A 16,756-nucleotide genomic window follows, 5' to 3' on the forward strand; every position below is an offset into this window, starting at 1 on the left:
AAGGATATCCCTCCATCCAAAAGAAACTTTGGGGTGGCTCTCTCTGGTCACCAAGCTACTTTGCAGGCAGTTGCGGTGGAGCGCCGCTCTCCGTCCTTAAGCAGTATATTGAATCCCAAAGAACTCCCAACTAAAGGCAAACTTGCCAAGCTAGTGTTTAATTGCAAAAATTCGCCATACTACTTCGGTAATGAAATTCAATGATTTCATCTAGATATAAGTTTGCGGACTTTTCGATTTAGACACTAGGGGCGCCTTATATCCTCCCCCTGAAGGGAGAGGTTTTACGGCGCGCTTGATAAGGAAGAGCGACATTACGGAAAACGGTCGCGCTGCCCTCTGGTACTCCGACCACATCGAGATCACGGACACGAAGATGCACGGCATCAAGGCTCTTCGCGAATGCCACGATGTAAGCGTGCGCAATTGCGACATCATTTCCAACGAGTTTGGCTGGTTTGCAAGCGACTTTGCAATGGAAGGCTGCAAGCTTGCGGGAGACTACACAATGCTCCACTCCCACAACGTGAGCGCTCGAAACGTCACCTTCAGGGGCAAGTACATTCTTCAGTACATGCACGACTGCGTCTTCGAGGCTTGCGATATCACAAGCAGGGATGCCTTCTGGCACGCCCAGAATGTCACTGTGAAAAACAGCGTTTTGCGCGGCGAGTTCCTTGGCTGGTACTCAAACCACCTGACGCTCGACCACTGCCGCATCCTGAGCTCGCAGCCCCTTTGCTACTGCAAAAATCTAAAACTCGTGGACTGCGAGGTTGTGGACAGCGATCTGTGTTTCGAAAATTCGGAGATCGATGCGACCATCGTGACGTCAGTGGACAGCATCAAGAATCCCCTGTCCGGCACAATCAGGCTGCCTGACCTCGACGAACTCATTCGCACGGACCCACGCTCAAAGGCAAAAATCGTGTTTGACGGGGCCAATGCCTGATTTTTTCAATCCTGACAGTGTATTGCGCTCCTTTCCAATTTTTGCAGCAACCTGCTGCAAAAATTCATTGCGGGAGACTGGCCCGAAATCCTAGCGGCCAAAGTTCCTTGTGTAGAGGTCGCGCAGCTTTTTCAGGGCCTGGGTGCGCAGCTGAGAAACGCGGCCTTCAGACACTTTGAGGGCGTCCGCGATTTCACGCAGGCTGTATTCCTCGATGTAGGACATGGAGAGGATGAAGTTTTCGCGCTCGGAAAGCTTTCCAAGCATGGCGCGGATGTTGGCGACCACCTCGTTGCGGCTGGCTGTCCTGAAGGGGGTGCCGCCACTTTCCATGGCTTCGTTGCTCAAGGTCTCGGCAAGAAGATCCATGTCTGTCGTCACCTGCTGCTCCATGGCCTGCAGGCCCGAGCGCACCTCCTCAAGGGAAAGGCCTGTCAGCTTGCAAAGCTCGTTCTCGTTGGGCCTTTTGCCCCTCTTGTTCTCGTACCTGTCCATGGCTTCCTGCAGGGCCTTCACAAGGGCTCTGGTTCCGCGGGACAAAGGGTCGCGACGGCGCATCTCGTCCAGCATGGCGCCCTTGATGCGGCCTTCGGCGTAGGTTGTGAAGGCAAAGCCGCTTTCGGGGCGGAATTTGCCAAGGGCTTCCATAAGGCCCATCATGCCAGCGCTCAAGAGATCGTTGTATTCGATGTGGGCAGGCACGCGGCTCTTCTGCTTTTGGGCAAGATAGCGGACCTTGGGTATATAGTTGCGGATAATGGCTTCCTGTTCCCGTGCGTTGAAGTCCTGCCAGGACTTCTTCCCTTCCTCGAACATATCCCAGGGGCTGGCTTTCTTGAACAGAGCGGCGAACATGGTGCTTTCTCCTCGTGTAATCCTTGACTCTTGCGGTGCTGTGTCAGTCTGACTTGCCTAGCGGCTTCTCATCAGGATGCTTTTCCAGAAGAACTGGATGTTGCCGCCTGCCTTTCTGGCTCCCGGCCACTTGCCCACATTCTGCGCCAGTTTTGCGATGGCTTTGGAGGCCTCGGCCCTGGGATAGAGGGTCCCGAAGGGCTTTTGCTTCATGACTGCTTCGCGAACTACGCTGTCCTGGGGGATAATGCCTGCCAAGTCCAGGGAAACACCGGAAAGGAACTGGTCACAGGCATCATAGAGCTTTGCGAAAATCTGCTTTCCCTGCTTCTCGGTCTGGCACATGTTCACGCATACCCTGAAGCGGTCCACTCCGTGTGTGACCTTCAGGGTCTTCACGAGTGCGTAGGCGTCTGCGAGGGAGGTAGGCTCGGGGCAAAGCACAACCAGCCTTTCCTGGGCTGCCATGTTGAAGTAGAGCACCGTTTCACCAGCGCCTGCTGCCGTGTCCACGATGAGGTAATCGAGGCTGTCTGCCAGAGGCTCGAGGGCGTGCAACAGTTCCAGGCGCTCCGTGGTCTTCAGTTCCGTCACCCTGCTGAAGCCGGAACCTGCGGGCAGGATGGAAAAGCCGTAGGCAGTGGGGAAGAGAACGTCCTGAAGCTTCGTGCGGGCCTGGAAGAGGTGGAAGATGTCCTTCGGGGGAGTGACGCCAAGCAGCACGTCCACGTTGGCAAGGCCGAAATCTGCGTCCAGAAGGCAGACCCTTTGTCCTGCCGCCGCAAGCTGGCAGGCCAGATTGACTGCAATATTGGTCTTGCCCACGCCACCCTTGCCGGATGTGACTGTGAAGACTCTGGGTGTTGTTGCCATGCTCTCTACTCCTCCAGGAATTTTGTCCGTTGCGGACAGGAAGGATATTGCATGGACCGTGCCAAACAACTTAACTCCTTGTAATTACAAGCATTTTTTGACTATAAAGCAGTCTTTTGACGCCATCTTTCCCCATTCTCAGCCTGCAGTAGAGTGCCTCCCCTGGGGAAAAAGCCTTCGACTCAACTCTGGCAGACCTGGTTTTAGTCATTGATTTCAACAAATTGGCATCACAGTGGGCTTTGAGGGCACAAAAAAAGATGGCCGGAAGGCCTGTCAGAAATCTGACAGAGACCTTCCGGCCATCGAAGTTCTGACAGGGCGGTTGACCGATTCCGCCTGTCAAATGCGTACACGAAGGTACGCCCTCCCGGGCACGGGAATTTGGAGATATCTAGAAATCCAGCTTGAAACGCATGCCTACTCCGGCATCGACATCCGGCTGATTGTTGTTCCTGGTAAAAACGTTGTGGGGCTGGTTTTCGTCCTTCACTATGACTTCAGGGCCTACGCCAACCGAGAGATTTTGGTCCTTCACCGTGGCGAAGGCGCGCACCCTGTGCTGGCTTTCCATGGCCTTGTGCTCGTCCGGCTGCAGGCCGCTGTCAGGGGCTGCTTCCCAGCGCCTGTCCTCCCTGTCCACACTGAGCTTCAAGCCCCCTGTGTCACGCGAGGTACGGGTCTCCCCCTTGCCCTGGAACTTCTTCCTGTTCTCGGGCAGAGCATTGCGGAAAAGCTCGTCTCCGCCAACGCCCCTGTTGCCCCAGGCCGAGGCGCTCTGGCCTGCTCCGAAAGCCCAGGTTTGAGCCCTTGGAACCTTTTTGTCAGAGGTTTGACTTTTTGCCCCCTTAGGGGGTGTCTGGCCGCTTGCCTTGCTGGTGGCCTTGTTTATAGCCTTGCTGGCAGCCTTTGCAGGCTTTTGGGCTTTTGTCTCCCTGGCCTTTGCCGTGGTGGCTGCGGCTTCCCTGTCCGGAGCAGCAAAGGCTGTAGTTGAAAACGTGCATAGTGTCGGTAGAAGTGCAAGCGCAAACAGTGTGACAAGGACTGCTGCCCAATGATACGGGCTTGCTGTAGCCTGGTGTATTGTGTCTATATGCGTGTACTTCATGAACATCCCCTGCCCTGCGGATGGTAGGAGCTGCGACTGTCGGAAATTTGACACTTCCGTCATGCCCTCGCGTCATCCGCTTCATGAACACTTGTCGGCAGGCCCGACAAAACATTTAGGCCTGTTGCGAAAAAAAGAAGAAAATCAGTTACTGTCCTGTACGCACAAGAGTTGAAAAAACGATTGCTGTACGCATCCCGTGTACAAAAGGAGAAAACCATGCCCCATGAGCTATAGCGAAGTGAGGCAAAACCTTGCCAAGGTCATGTCACCCGTCTGCGATTGCCACGAGTCTCTCATCATCACCCGCCCAAACGCTCCTTCCGTGGTGCTCATGTCCCGTGAGGAGTACAACTCTATCCTGGAGACCCTGTATCTTCTGCACTCTCCCGCCAATGTTCCCGCCTGCGGGAGGGCCTTGACTCAGCAAGGGCTGCAACACCCAAGGAGCACGCTCTTGCGGACTAGCAAGGCAGGCTACCAACAGGGGTGATACATACCCCAAGATCAACGGAGGACGGCCGCGGGTACATCCCGCAGTCGTCCTCCCCTGTTTTTATCCTGTCAAATCAGCACACTATCTGGGGCTTGCGGCCTTCTCTTCGGCAGCAGCTGCAGCGGCATTTTCGGCCCTGATGCCCACAGTGCCCTTGCGCTGGGCGTTGACCAGTTCATCGGTGTCAATGATGGGGAAGCTTGCCTTTGCACCCGGATCTTCCCAGCCGCCACCAAGGGCCATGCACACGCTCACAACAGAGCTCAGCCTGTTCTGCAGGGCAGTTGCCAGGGAGAGTTCGGCTGCGAAGAGCTCGCGCTCTGCGTCAAGCACGGTCAGGTAGTCGGTGTAGCCGTTGTCGTACTGGATGCGGGCAATGTTGGCTGCCCTGCGCAGGCTGTCCACCTGTGCCTGGGTGGCCTTCACGATGCGGTCACGCTCGGTCTGGGCCGTCAGGGAGGTGCGTACGTCGCGGAAGGCTTCCATGACAGTCTGCCTGTAGGTGGCCTCGGCCTGCTCCTTGAGCGCCTCTGCGTTCTTCAGATTGTACCAGGTCTGGCCGCCGGAGAAGACGGGCAGCGACACTGTGGCGCCGTAGCTCCAGATGGCTGCAGGCCCGGAGAAGAGGTTGCTCACTGCCGCAGCCAAGGTACCCAGAGCGCCCGTGAGGGACACGGAGGGGAAAAATCTGGCCCTGGCCTCGCCTATGCTGGAGTTGGCTGCCATGATACCGAATTCTGCTGCCCTGATGTCGGGCCTGCGCAAAAGGAGATCGGAGGGCAGGCCTTCGGGCAGAACCGGCGGGGTCGGCAGCTTGTCGAGACGACTTCCACGCGGCAGGTTCTGCCAGATCTCCCGGGGCTGCTTTCCGAGCAGCACCGCGAGAGAAGCCTCGGCCTCGTCCAGGGCGATGTTGGTGGTGTGCACCGTAGCCCTTGCTGTCTCCACTTCGGCCCTGGCTCTCTGCCAGTCGAGCTCCGTGAGCTCGCCCAGGCGATAGCGGCTTGTGTAGATGCGCAGCGCGTCTTCCCTGGTCTTCAGGGTGCGCTTTGCTGTCTCAAGCTGCATGTCGTAGGAGAGCATGGCAAAGTAGCTCTGGGCCACCTGACCCGCGATGGAAAGACGCAGGGCTTCGTGGTTGAGCACTGTCTGCAACAGGATGTTGGTCAGACGGGTGTAGTTGTTGCGGGTAGCGCCCCAGAAGTCCACTTCCCAGCTTGCGGCAAGCTGACCCTGGTAGTTCGTGTACCAGCGCGAGGCGGTGGAGCCCGGGCCAAAGCTCGAGTTGGCCATCTTTTCGGAGGCACCTTCCGCAGTCAGATCCGCGCCTGCGCCAAGCGAGGGCCACAGCGCCGAGGAGCCCACACCAGCCTGGGCTGCTGCGGAGCGTATGCCCGCCATGCCTGCAGCGAGATCCTGGTTGTTCTTGAGCGCCTCTTCCACCATGGCGTTGAGCACGGGATCGTTGAACCGTGTCCACCAGTCCATGTTCAGGGGCTGTGTTGCTGGCGTCAGTTTTGTCCACGCCTCGGGAATGTCCATCTTGGGCTGCTCGTAATCCGGTGCCATAGAGCAGGCGCAGAGGCTCACTCCGAGCACGAGGCAGACAAGAAGTCGTGACATATGGGAGAACACTATGCTGAAACCTCCTCTTCTTCGCTTCCCCTACCCTCGTTGGGATCGGTCTTTCCACGAAGCTTCAGGGAAATCTTCATGATCGCCGTAAAGAAGAAGGGGATGAAAAGGGTTGCTATGCAGGTGGAAAAGAGCATGCCGCCGATAACGGCAGTGCCGATTGCGTGACGGGAGTTGGCGCCTGCGCCCGTGCTGATGGCCAGGGGCACAACACCGAGGATGAAGGCCAGCGAGGTCATGACAATGGGACGGAAACGCAGACGGGCTGCGTGCATGGCTGCCACGCCAAGCGAGCGTCCCTCACGCCAGGCCTCGACCGCGAACTCGACGATGAGAATGGAGTTCTTTGCCGACAGGCCAATGAGTGTCACCAGGGCGACCTGGAAGTACACGTCGTTGGAAAGATCGCGCGCCCAGGTAGCAAGGAAGGCACCGAGCACGCCGAAGGGCACGGCAGTCAGAACAGCGAGGGGCAGGGACCAGCTTTCGTACTGGGCAGCCAGGATCAGGAAGACCATGACCAGGGCCATGACAAAGATGATGGCCGTGTCCGCGCTGGCGAGCTTTTCCTGCAGGGAGGAACCGGCCCAGCCAAGGCTGTAGCCTGCGGGCAAGACTTCGGCTGCCACCTCTTCCATGGCCTGAAGGGCCTGGCCTGTGGTGTAGCCGGGGGCGGGGTTGCCCATGACGCGGGCCGCGGGGAAAACGTTGTAGCGGTCCACTGCCTGCGGGGCAGTACGGCGCTCGAGCGTCATGATTGCGGACAGGGGAAGCATTTCGCCTGCACTGTTGCGCACATAGACGTCGTTGATGTTTTCCCATTTCGTGCGGAATTCGGCTTCTGCCTGCAAGCGAACCTGGAAGGTTCTGCCCACGTAGTTGAAGTCGTTGACGTAGTAGGTACCAAAGATGCCCTGCATGGCTGTAAAGGCATCGGCAATGGAAATGCCCATATCCTTGCAGCGCTCGCGATCAAGGTTTGCGTAGATCTGCGGGGCCGAGGTTGTAAAGAGGTTTTGCGCGGATCCGATTTCAGGACGCTTCATGGCTGCCTGGACAAGCTCGTTGGTGTGCCGTTCCAAAGCGTCCAGAGTGTCGTTTTGGCGCATCTGCACATAGCCTTCGAAACCACCTGTGGTACTCATGCCGGAAATGGGCGGGGGCACGAAGCCCAGCACCACGCCGGAAGGCTGGATGGCGTTCAGGCGCAGAAGACGGTTCATGATGGCATCAACGGACTGATCCGCTCCCTTTCTCTGTTCCCAAGGCTGCAGGGAGAAGAAGAAGGTTGCGTAGTTGGATTTGACCGAGGAGCTCAGGATATCGAAGCCGTTGATGACAACAGTGCCCTCAATGTTCTGCTTTTCCTCTTCGGCAAACTTTTCTACCAGTTCCACAACCTTGTCCACGCGCTGCTGGGATGCGCCGTCGTCAAGAAAGACAAGGCCGAGGCCATAGCCTTGGTCCTCGTTAGGCACCATGGAGGTCGGGGTCACGGAGGCAAGCCAGACAAGGGCTGCCACAACACCGGCCATTATGGTCATGGAACGAACGGGCGAGTTTTTCACGGAGCGCACGGTTCGCACATAGCCGTGCGTGCACTTGGTGAAGAAATAGTTGAACCAGACAAAGAATCTGGGCATGTGTTCGGAGTGATGGGGCTTGAGCAGGATTGCGCACAGGGCTGGTGTCAGCGTGAGTGCCACAATGCCCGAGAGCACGACCGACACTGAGATGGTGATGGCGAACTGCTTGTACATCTGGCCGGCAAGGCCGCCCATGAAGGACACGGGGATAAACACGGAGCACAGCACAAGCACAATGGCGATAAGCGCCGAGGTCACTTCGTGCATGGCCTTGGCTGCCGCTTCCTTGGGCGGCAGATGCTCCGTAGACATGATGCGTTCCACGTTTTCGAGTACGACGATGGCGTCGTCGACCACGATACCGATGGCAAGCACAAGGCCAAAGAGCGTCAGGGTATTGATGGAGTAGCCAAGGGCCAGCATGCCAGCAAAGGTACCGACAACGGACACGGGCACGGCTATGCAGGGAATGAGGGTTGCGCGCCAGTTCTGCAGGAACAGGAAGACGACCAGGAACACGAGAATCATGGCCTCGACCAGGGTGTGGATAACTTCCTTGATCGATTCCATGACGAATTCGTTGGTGTCAACCGGCGCTTCGAGGATCATGCCATCGGGAAGGGTCTTGCGCAGCTCGTCGAGAACCGCTGTCACGCGGTTGCCGGTGGCAATGGCGTTTGCGCCAGGCAGAAGATAGACACCTGCCTGTCTGGAGATGTGACCGTTGTAGTAGCCGGCAACACTGTAGTCCTGCGAGCCGAGCTCGACCCTCGCTATGTCCTTCAAAAGCAGGCGGGAGCTGTCCTCGCCTGTGCGTATGATGATGTTTTCAAATTCCTCGACAGAAGTCAGACGTCCCTTGGAGTCGATCTGCCAGGTCATGAGGTTGTCTGCGGGAGAGGGCGTGTTGCCAAGGCGGCCAGGCGCAAACTGCTGGTTCTGTTCGGCTATGGCTGCGGCCACATCCGAAACTGTCAGGCCGTACTTTCCCATCAGGTCGGGCTTGAGCCACACGCGCATGCTGTAGTCCGAGGGACCGAAGGTCGACGCATCACCAACGCCTGCCACACGCTTGACTTCGTCAAGGATGTTGATTTCCAGGTAGTTGGCCAGATAGATGTCGCTGTAGCGGTCGTCCGAGGAGTACAGGCACAGAAGCTGCAGGAAGGAGGGCGAACGTTTGGTAACGCTGATGCCCTGATTTCGGACTTCCTGTGGTAGCAGGGTCTGGGCAAGGTTGACCTTGTTGTTCACGTTGACCAGGGCCATGTCCGGGTTCGTGCCCAGGGAAAAATAGACGTTGATGGTGCCCATGCCAGCGCCGGAGGAACTTGTGGAAGCCATGTAGAGCATGTTTTCCACGCCGTTGATCTGCACTTCCAGGGGCGCTATTGCCGTCTGGGATATGGTTTCAGCCGAGGCACCCGGATAGAACACCTGGACGTTGACGCTTGGGGGGACAAGGTCAGGATACTGGGCCACAGGCAGGACGGTCATGGATATGGCGCCCGCCAGGGTGATGATGATGGAAATGACGCTCGAAAGAATCGGGCGTCTGATAAATATGCTCGGTCTTACTGATGCAGCCATTTAACTCACCTTTTGAGCGCTACTTCGCGCCGCCAGCGGAGGTCTTGGGCTTGGCGGGGGCGTTTGGATCGTCGTAGCGCACGGGAGCACCGTCACGGGCCTTGAGCATGCCATCGATGATGATGCGATCGCCATCCTTCACGCCTTCATAGACAAGGTAGTCCTTTTCTATGGCGGGTCCGAGGCTCACCTTGACGCGTTTCACTATGTTCTTTTCGCCCACAATCATGACAAAGGTGCCGTCTTCGGTAATTGTCACACTGGTCTGGGGAATGAGCACCGCGTTCACGAGCACGTCGCCGTCCATGTATACGCGCACGTACTGTCCGGGCATGATGGCATTGTCCGCATTGGGGAAGACAGCCCTTGCGCTGATGACACCGGTAGTGGGCTGAACCTGGCTGTCGATAAAGTCGATATAGCCCGCCTTGTCGTACATGCGCCCGTCAAGGAGCCTGAGCCTTGCGTCGTAAATCCCCGTGGAAGGAGTCATGAGACGACCTTCCCTCTCAAGCTGCAGGCGCTGGAGCCTTTCCGGGGCAGCGATGGAAAAGTCGATGAACATGGGATCTGTCTGGTTGACAGTCGTGAGCAGTGTGTTGTTGGCCACAAGGTTGCCTGCCGTGACGGCTTCCTTGGAAGTGTACCCCGAAACAGGCGCCACTACCTTGCAATACTCAAGGTTGATTTCGGCCTGACGCAGGGCAGCCTTGGTGCTCTCGTAGTTGGAAAGAGCTGTATCGCGCTCGCGCTGGGAAACGGCATTGGCCCTGTAGAGCGGACGAATTCTCTTCCACTCGCGATCAGCGTTCATGAAGGCTGCCTTTGCCTCATCGTAGGCTGCCTGGTAGTGATCGGGCTCGATCTCGAACATAACCTGGCCGGCCTTGATGAAGCTGCCTTCCTTGTACAGGCGCTTCTCCACAATACCCTGCACACGGGCACGGACTTCAACGGCGCGGGATCCGGCCGCGGTAGCCTGGTACTCGGCAGGCCAGGGGACATTGCTGGCCTTGATGTCCTTGACCTTGACGTAGGGGATCATCTGGCCCCCGGCCTGTTCCTTGTCCTCGCATCCGGCAAGACCGAAAGCCACAAGAAGCACACACAAAAGGGTAAGGTATTGTCGCATTCTGGAGTTCTCCATTAACAAAAGCTCGCTCTGCGAGCAAAATACTGGCAGTGACAGGTGCGCCCCCTCTAGAACACACTTCACGGGGAAAGGCAAATGAATTTTTGTCAGTACGGCAGAAATTCCAATGTAATTTCAAAGAGTTACAAGACGTATGACTTTCAGGTAACCATTTGACATGATTGAATATTTTTTTGGGCCCTGCAAACAGGCCCCCGAAATACAGCTCGAAAGACTAGTACGGCGTACTAGCATAGTCAAGCAAGCGGTTACATGTATTGTTTCAGGCACTTACAACTTATTGTCCCTGAGGCAGGGCCCGATATGCCTGCCCTACTCGTCCTCGTCCGAGGGCGAGCAGGTGTAGCCGCACTCCCTGTTGGGGCAGGCAAGGACAGTTCCCTGCTTCGTTGTGCGCACAACAAGATAGGGGCTCTTGCACTCCGGGCACTCCCTGGCAACAGGCTCGTTCCAGGTGGAAAAATCGCAGGCCGGATAGGTCGAGCAGGAGTAGAAAATCCTGCCCTTCTTCGAGCTCTTTTCCACTATCTCGCCCTTGCCGCACTTGGGACACTTCACGTGGGTGGAAAAGGGAGCTGCGTAGTGGCACTCCGGGTAGCCGGAGCAGGCTATGAAGCGGCTGCCAGTACGGGAGCGCTTCAACACAAGATCCGAGCCGCACTGGGGGCAGATGCCCACCACGATCTGCTGCACAGGCGCTATGGACAAATGGCCGTGCTCGTCGCGCACGAAATTGCTGCTGTACTTGCAGGTTGGGTAGGCCTTGCAGGCCAGAAAGGCACCTGCCTTGCCAAAGCGGATGAGCAGGGGCTCGCCGCAGTCTGGGCATCGCAGCTCTGTTTCCATGCCGCCCTTGACGGTCTTCATGTTCTTGTCAGCTCTCTCCAGGGTGGGATTGAAATCGTCCATGAAGGTGGAAAGCAGCTCGTCCCATCCTTCCTGGCCCTCTGCCACCTTGTCCAGGGCGCCTTCCATCTGGGCCGTGAAGTGCACATCCATGAGCTTTGCGAAATTTTCCAGAAGCTGCCTGCAGACAACGCGCCCGAGCTCGGTGGGCACAAAGGCCTTTTCCCTCTTTTCCACATAGCCCCTGTCTTCCAGGGTGGAGATAATGGTCGCGTAGGTAGAGGGTCTGCCTATGCCAAGCTCTTCCAGGGTGCGCACAAGCGAGGCTTCCGAATAGCGCGCAGGAGGTTGGGTGAACTTCTGCTCCTTTTCGATGGCGTGCACGGCAAGGCTCTCCCCTGCCTCCAGCTCAGGCAAGAGGTTATCCTTCTCGCCAGGCAAAACCTTTTGCCAGCCGTCAAAGACCTGACACTGTCCCTTGGTCTGCCACTGGGTTTCCCCGCACTCGGCTGTGATGGTGGTGTCCCTGTACACGGCCTGGGCCATCTGCGAGGCCACAAAGCGACACCAGATGAGCTTGTAGAGATTGTACTGCTCGGCAGTGAGGCTCGGGCGCACCATGTCCGGCACAAGACTGACATCTACCGGGCGTATGGCTTCGTGAGCGTCCTGGGCAGAGGCCTTTGCCTTGTAGACGCGCTCCTCTCCCGGAAGGTACTTGTCCCCGAACTGCTCCCTTATATAGGTCGCGGCCGCAGCCTGGGCTTCATCGGATATGCGTACGGAGTCCGTGCGCATATAGGTGATAAGGGCCGTGACGTTGCCGTCGCCCATTTCTATGCCTTCATACAGGCGCTGGGCTATGCCCATGGTCCTCTTGGCACCGTAGCCAAGGCGCTGGTTGGCTGCCTGCTGCAGGGTGGAGGTGGTAAAGGGCGGCTGGGGCTGACGCTCGCGCAACTTGCTGTCGACCTTGGTCACGTCAAAGGGCTTGCCCTGCACTTCCTCTTCAAGGGCCCTGGCCTCGGCAAGGCTTCCTATGGCAACCTTCTTGCCCCTGTGTTTGACAAGATTCAGGCGAAATTCCTCGCCGATACTTCCCTGCACAAGGGCCCGAAACACCCAGTACTCCTCCGGCACAAAGGCCTCGCGCTCCCCTTCCCTGTCCACTATGAGGCGCAGGGCAACGGACTGCACGCGGCCAGCAGAAATGCCCCGCTTCACTGTTCTCCACAAGAGGGGAGAAATCTTGTAGCCCACGAGCCTGTCCAGGATGCGCCTTGCCTGCTGGGCATGGACAAGGTCCCTGTCCACGTCGCGGGGATGCTTCAGGGCTTCGAGAACAGCCCTTTTGGTGATTTCGTTGAACTGTATGCGCTTTATGTCCTTTGCCTTGTCGCGCAAAAGCTCTTCCACGTGCCAGGCAATGGCCTCTCCCTCGCGGTCCGGGTCTGGGGCAAGGTAGACAGTGTCGGCCTTCTCAGCCGCTGCCTTGAGTTCGCTCACCACCTTTTCCTTGCCTGGTATGATCTGGTAGTGGGGGGCAAAGCCTTTGTCCTCGTCAACGCCAAGGGAACTGGAGGGTAGATCGCGCACGTGTCCCACGCTTGCTTCCACCATGTATTCCGGGCCAAGAAACTTGCGTATTGTCTTGACCTTGGCCGGTGATTCCACAATGATCAGGCTTTTAGACATTATACCTCCCGCAAACCGGATGAATTTGCAGCGGGAGAATACGAAAAAATTTCCCAAGGTCAAGGGCAGAAGAGAAGATGGCGCGATTTTGGCCTTTCTGGACAGAAAAGGCCGTTCTTGCTAGTTTTTTCCCTGGCTATTCTCCACGATCTTTCGCCTGTTTGCCCCCTTTTGGAGGTCTTGTCATGCAAGGAAAGCGTGCTTCATACGGCCCCTGGCCACTCATCGTCCCCCTCATGATTTTCTGCCTGCTTGTGCTTGGCTGCGCAGGGCAAAATCCCAAAAACGGCGGTGGGGGTACAATCCAGGGCCTTCCCGCCTATCCTGCCTCACAGAACGAAAGCGTGTACGTGAGCGTGACTGGCGGCACCAGGGACTTCAACGATGATTTGTCCTCCCTTGTCGTGGCCTCGCTGCAAAGCGATCTCGGGCTCGTCCCTGCAGACAGCTCAAGGGATGCAGATATCCTTATAGATATTGCCGTGCGCGATCTCTACGTTGCTGCCATAGGCGGCAAGAAGATCAACGGCGGGCGTGCCCTTGCCAACACTGCCATGGCAACTACCCTAGGGCTTGCCATAGGCAGCATTGCCGGAGACCGCGAGGGCGCTCTCATAGGCGCAGGCATTGGCGCTGCCCTTGGCCTTGGCGTCACTGCCGCAGACGCAGACACGGAATACACCTGGCAGCTCGATTGCGATGTCACCATGCGCCGCAGGGGAGAAAAGGCAAACCCGCTCCCCTACAGCACCACGGCCAGTGCCACGAACATGGAGCGACAGGACGCAGAATACGCACTCAAGAACCAGCTGAGCGTGGACATGGTCAACAGCCTGCGCGCCCAATAGCCTAACCATTTTGAAGACCAGACATTTTGTCTGGTCCTTGCTTTTTTTGAGGAGAGACAATGCGCCTTCGTTACCTGTTAGCCGTCTGCCTTGCCATTCTGTGCCTTGTCCAGTCTGCCTGCGCCCCCAGGGGGCCGCGTCCTGAAATAGCCCATCCGGCAATCCCCGCGGACCTTGTCCTTGTGCGTTCCATCAGCGCCCAGACAGCTGAAAGTGCACACATGGAGTCAGCAAGCCTCAACATCAGTGATCCGAAGAATCTTGCAGGGCAGTTCGAGGAGCGATTGGAGCGCATGCTGGTTGAGCGGCAGTTCACGCTTACGGATCAGCCAAGCCTTGCCGAGCGCATTATCTCTCTCAAGATCCTCTACAAGGGCGAAGCAGGCCGTGAGGACATGGAGCGCGTGGTGAAGGCAGGCTACGACACGCCTTTGCCGGAACTTTTCGGTGAGGGCGGCGTGCTTGTGGCGGATCTTTTGCTTGTGCGCAGGCGCGTGCCCTCGGCAAACATGAAGCTCAGCTCCATTTCCGCGCGCAACGCCATGAGCAGCAGCACGCTGCGCATAGGCCTGCACTCCTCAAGCGCAAACTCTCTGAAGGACCGCTCCCTTGAGGAGGCGCTTGCCCGCGACATAGCAAAGCTTGCCGCCTCGGACGAGGACACCGAGGTACACAAGACAAGCTCCCTGACCCTGCAGAAGAAAAAGTACACAAAGAAGCGCAAGAAGTCCGCAAAAAAGAGCTCGCGCAAAAGAAGCTCGCGGCGCTAGAGTGCAAGATATCAGGAGGGCGGATACCGTTTGTGGTAACCGCCCTCCTTTTGTGTACTCGTGAAAAACTCGAAAACTCTCCCAAGGGAATTGGCTGGAACTCTCGCCGGTCTGCGTACTGCAGCTGTTTTGCGCTTCCTGAAGATTCTTGAGGCACTGGTGTGCCCCCAGTGAAGGCTACTCCCTGGGGACAAGTTGTTCGCTTCCAAATCCGTAGCCCTGTATGTGTTCGCGCACATGCAGGGCTTTTGATTCGGAGGATATGCCTGATTTCAGGGTATGTGCTTTTTCTGCCTCGCACAATAGTTTTTGCAAAAAGAGCAGGAAAAGCACATTGTCGTCCATTTAGCTGTGCATGGCAGCCCTGGTCCTTGCCACTGCCTCGGCTATGTCGTCTGCAGCCACAAACTCCGACACAAGTGCGCAGCACTTAGCCCCGTGGCTTGCCACGTCATGGATGTTGTGGGCCTTGATGCCGCCTATGCAGACAAAGGGTATGGAGAGATTTGTGCAGACCCAGTCAAGGTACTCCAGACCTACGGGAGCGCACACGTCCTCCTTGGTCTGTGTTGCATAAATGGGGCCAACGCCAATGTAGTCCGCCCCACCCTGAACAGCTGCCCTTGCCTGTTCCGGAGCATGGGTGGAGACGCCTATGCACATCTTCGTGCCAACAAGGGCCCGCACATCGGCCAGGGGAATGTCCTCCTGCCCCACATGGACTCCGTCAGCTCCGCACAGCATGGCGATATCCACGTGATCGTCCACTATGAAGCAGGCGTTGTACTCGCTTGTAATGCGACGCAACAGGCGGCACTGTTCAAGCTTTTCCCCGTCCTTTTTCTTCTTTTCCCTGTACTGCAGGATGCGTATCCCCGCACCAAGAAGACTGCGGGCAACTTCTTCGAGGCTGCGGCCGCGGCTGAGCCCTTCATCGGTGAGGGCATAGAGATCGGTTTCACCCGGCAAAATGACTGGCATACTGTCCCCCTGTTGGCTGATAGCCATATGCTGTGATATAGTTCTAAGCAAGAACTATGCTATAGTTCAAAAGTTGTACTAAAAGACTGATTCCCGCTTCAGGGAAAAACCCCTCTTGAGGCGTGCCGCATCATAACCGGGCCCCCTGCCCTTGTCCAAACCGAAAGAGCCCCCGGGGAAGCTCAGGCAAAGTGCTCAAGCCAAAGCCTTTTCAGGCAGCTTTTCACAAGGCGCAAGGGCCTGAAGGAGGTGTGCAAGAGGTGATCCGGCAGGACAAAACCTTCTGGCAAAAAGTCCTCCGGCTTGAGAAAGGGGAAAATTTTTTGCTGCGAGCCTGCGGCACTTTCCGGATGTCCTGCCTGCAAAAAGGCTCTTTGCAGGGGGATGTCATGAAGCCTTTTGCCGAGGGCAAGGACTATGGCCTCGTCCAGGGCTACCGGGCTATCCGACACACCGAGAAGCCCAAGCTCGAAGGGTTGCCCATGGGCAGGACCTGTCACGTGCATGGCAACAATGCCGTCTGCCACGGCTGCTGCAGGGGGCAGGGCCCGCAAGATGTCCGCCTGCATGCGCGCAAAGTGTTCCGGCTCGTTCCCCTCCCTTGTGTGGTAGAGGGCCTTGAAAAGGCTTGGCACGCAGCCGTAGAGGTTCTTGCAGGAAAGAGTAAGCCGCATCTGGCTATGGGCCTTGACTCTTGCTACAGAGATGATGGCGTCCGCATCAAGGGCAGTTTGCGAAATCCGTATCCTGGATCCGCAGGCAAGGGGCACCACGCGTCCGGGGCCCATGGGCTCGACCGCTATTCCCAAAGGCGCAAGCGCCCTGTCAAGCCCAATAGCCCTGGCAACACCAGACGCAGTGCCAAAACCGGGGCTGTCCGCAACCTTCACTTTTGAGCCATTGTCCTTGAGCCAGGCGCAAAGTGCCGCGACCACTCCTGGCTCTGTGCAGGCAAGAGGGAGAGCGCGCAAGAGATTCGGCTTCACGAGAATGCTTTGTCCGCAAAGGTTGCGTCCTTCAAAAAGCCCGGCCCTTTCCAGCATGTCCGGCAGGACATCCCTCACCATCCCGTAGGAGGGGCATTTTTTCAGACAAACAGTGATTGACACCCTTTCATTTCCCCATCGTATCCATTCAGTCATACCCTAGCAAACAGTGAAAGGGCACAACTATCTGACTGCTATTCTTTTCACAGCGTCGTAGAAGCGTAAGTTACGCGGCAGCATCGAAGGCAAGCACAATCTCCTCAGCCCTGTCAACCTGGCATAGTTTGATTGCCTCAAAAGCACCTATTCCACGCCGCCTGGCAGTTTCCAGCAGGGATAGCATGATGAGATAGCCCTGAGCGCCCTGTATAGTCGCAAAGTA

The 16,756-nt window shown here is 57.2% G+C and carries 14 protein-coding genes; 5 read left to right on the forward strand and 9 right to left on the reverse strand.

Annotation, left to right across the window (positions count from 1 at the left end; all coding sequences use genetic code 11):
* Together B5F76_RS13295 and B5F76_RS13300 are read left to right on the forward strand one after the other, a co-directional pair.
* Window positions 1-134, forward strand: a 134-nt coding sequence (locus tag B5F76_RS13295; RefSeq protein ID WP_204218419.1) for a transposase, incomplete at its 5' end; no start/stop codon positions are given.
* Between the two features lie 161 nt (window positions 135-295).
* On the forward strand, window positions 296-952 hold the full coding sequence (locus tag B5F76_RS13300) for a DUF3737 family protein (protein WP_087355394.1): 657 nt from the start codon (window positions 296-298) through the stop codon (window positions 950-952).
* A gap of 90 nt (window positions 953-1,042) precedes the next feature.
* Here B5F76_RS13300 and B5F76_RS13305 read toward each other — a convergent pair whose 3' ends face one another.
* The 3 genes from B5F76_RS13305 to B5F76_RS13315 form a co-directional block, all read right to left on the reverse strand.
* Window positions 1,043-1,807 carry a FliA/WhiG family RNA polymerase sigma factor gene (locus tag B5F76_RS13305; protein WP_087355396.1) on the reverse strand — a complete coding sequence of 255 codons (765 nt, stop codon included), beginning with the start codon at window positions 1,805-1,807 and terminating at the stop codon, window positions 1,043-1,045.
* A 57-nt stretch (window positions 1,808-1,864) separates the two neighbouring features.
* A complete protein-coding gene (locus B5F76_RS13310) occupies window positions 1,865-2,680 on the reverse strand; it encodes a MinD/ParA family protein (RefSeq protein WP_087355399.1) in 816 nt (271 codons plus the stop codon).
* A 394-nt stretch (window positions 2,681-3,074) separates the two neighbouring features.
* Entirely contained in the window at window positions 3,075-3,788 is a 714-nt protein-coding gene (locus tag B5F76_RS13315; protein WP_087355401.1) for a hypothetical protein, read from the reverse strand.
* A 226-nt stretch (window positions 3,789-4,014) separates the two neighbouring features.
* On the opposite strand from B5F76_RS13315, the gene B5F76_RS13320 reads away from it, so the two are divergent.
* Window positions 4,015-4,281 carry a type II toxin-antitoxin system Phd/YefM family antitoxin gene (locus B5F76_RS13320; RefSeq protein WP_239407069.1) on the forward strand — a complete coding sequence of 89 codons (267 nt, stop codon included), beginning with the start codon at window positions 4,015-4,017 and terminating at the stop codon, window positions 4,279-4,281.
* A gap of 84 nt (window positions 4,282-4,365) precedes the next feature.
* Here B5F76_RS13320 and B5F76_RS13325 read toward each other — a convergent pair whose 3' ends face one another.
* The 4 genes from B5F76_RS13325 to topA form a co-directional block, all read right to left on the reverse strand.
* Complete coding sequence (locus B5F76_RS13325; protein ID WP_087355416.1) at window positions 4,366-5,907, reverse strand: efflux transporter outer membrane subunit; 1,542 nt, start codon at window positions 5,905-5,907, stop codon at window positions 4,366-4,368.
* An 11-nt stretch (window positions 5,908-5,918) separates the two neighbouring features.
* On the reverse strand, window positions 5,919-9,095 hold the full coding sequence (locus B5F76_RS13330) for an efflux RND transporter permease subunit (protein WP_087355403.1): 3,177 nt from the start codon (window positions 9,093-9,095) through the stop codon (window positions 5,919-5,921).
* Window positions 9,096-9,114: 19 nt separating this feature from the next.
* The gene (locus B5F76_RS13335; RefSeq protein ID WP_087355405.1) at window positions 9,115-10,227 is read right to left on the reverse strand and encodes an efflux RND transporter periplasmic adaptor subunit; all 1,113 of its coding nucleotides are present in this window, start codon (window positions 10,225-10,227) and stop codon (window positions 9,115-9,117) included.
* Window positions 10,228-10,560: 333 nt separating this feature from the next.
* Window positions 10,561-12,789 (reverse strand): type I DNA topoisomerase, encoded by a 2,229-nt coding sequence (gene topA, locus B5F76_RS13340; RefSeq protein WP_087355407.1) that lies wholly within the window; start codon window positions 12,787-12,789, stop codon window positions 10,561-10,563.
* A 185-nt stretch (window positions 12,790-12,974) separates the two neighbouring features.
* Here topA and B5F76_RS13345 point away from each other — a divergent pair, with 185 nt between their 5' ends.
* Both B5F76_RS13345 and B5F76_RS13350 read left to right on the forward strand, forming a co-directional pair.
* Window positions 12,975-13,637: a hypothetical protein gene (locus B5F76_RS13345; protein WP_087355409.1), complete on the forward strand. Its 663-nt coding sequence runs from the start codon at window positions 12,975-12,977 to the stop codon at window positions 13,635-13,637.
* Window positions 13,638-13,696: 59 nt separating this feature from the next.
* Complete coding sequence (locus B5F76_RS13350; RefSeq protein ID WP_087355410.1) at window positions 13,697-14,407, forward strand: hypothetical protein; 711 nt, start codon at window positions 13,697-13,699, stop codon at window positions 14,405-14,407.
* 345 nt (window positions 14,408-14,752) lie between these two features.
* Here the strand turns inward: B5F76_RS13350 and thiE are convergent, their stop codons facing one another.
* Entirely contained in the window at window positions 14,753-15,388 is a 636-nt protein-coding gene (gene thiE, locus B5F76_RS13355; RefSeq protein WP_087355412.1) for a thiamine phosphate synthase, read from the reverse strand.
* Window positions 15,389-15,570: 182 nt separating this feature from the next.
* Entirely contained in the window at window positions 15,571-16,455 is an 885-nt protein-coding gene (locus tag B5F76_RS13360; protein ID WP_162608856.1) for a DUF362 domain-containing protein, read from the reverse strand.
* Window positions 16,456-16,756: the final 301 nt, after the last annotated feature.

Origin of the sequence: Desulfovibrio sp. An276 (assembly GCF_002159665.1) — a bacterium.
Taxonomy (GTDB): Bacteria; Desulfobacterota; Desulfovibrionia; order Desulfovibrionales; family Desulfovibrionaceae; genus Desulfovibrio; species Desulfovibrio faecigallinarum.

Bases quoted from the DNA above. Each gene is read 5' to 3' on its own strand.
- thiE (WP_087355412.1), bottom strand. From the start codon at position 15,388: ATGCCAGTCATTTTGCCGGGTGAAACCGATCTCTATGCCCTCACCGAT.
- topA (WP_087355407.1), bottom strand. From the start codon at position 12,789: ATGTCTAAAAGCCTGATCATTGTGGAATCACCGGCCAAGGTCAAGACA.
- B5F76_RS13325 (WP_087355416.1), bottom strand. From the start codon at position 5,907: ATGTCACGACTTCTTGTCTGCCTCGTGCTCGGAGTGAGCCTCTGCGCC.
- B5F76_RS13315 (WP_087355401.1), bottom strand. From the start codon at position 3,788: ATGAAGTACACGCATATAGACACAATACACCAGGCTACAGCAAGCCCG.
- B5F76_RS13335 (WP_087355405.1), bottom strand. From the start codon at position 10,227: ATGCGACAATACCTTACCCTTTTGTGTGTGCTTCTTGTGGCTTTCGGT.
- B5F76_RS13310 (WP_087355399.1), bottom strand. From the start codon at position 2,680: ATGGCAACAACACCCAGAGTCTTCACAGTCACATCCGGCAAGGGTGGC.
- B5F76_RS13345 (WP_087355409.1), top strand. From the start codon at position 12,975: ATGCAAGGAAAGCGTGCTTCATACGGCCCCTGGCCACTCATCGTCCCC.
- B5F76_RS13305 (WP_087355396.1), bottom strand. From the start codon at position 1,807: ATGTTCGCCGCTCTGTTCAAGAAAGCCAGCCCCTGGGATATGTTCGAG.
- B5F76_RS13360 (WP_162608856.1), bottom strand. From the start codon at position 16,455: ATGGTGAGGGATGTCCTGCCGGACATGCTGGAAAGGGCCGGGCTTTTT.
- B5F76_RS13320 (WP_239407069.1), top strand. From the start codon at position 4,015: ATGAGCTATAGCGAAGTGAGGCAAAACCTTGCCAAGGTCATGTCACCC.
- B5F76_RS13350 (WP_087355410.1), top strand. From the start codon at position 13,697: ATGCGCCTTCGTTACCTGTTAGCCGTCTGCCTTGCCATTCTGTGCCTT.
- B5F76_RS13330 (WP_087355403.1), bottom strand. From the start codon at position 9,095: ATGGCTGCATCAGTAAGACCGAGCATATTTATCAGACGCCCGATTCTT.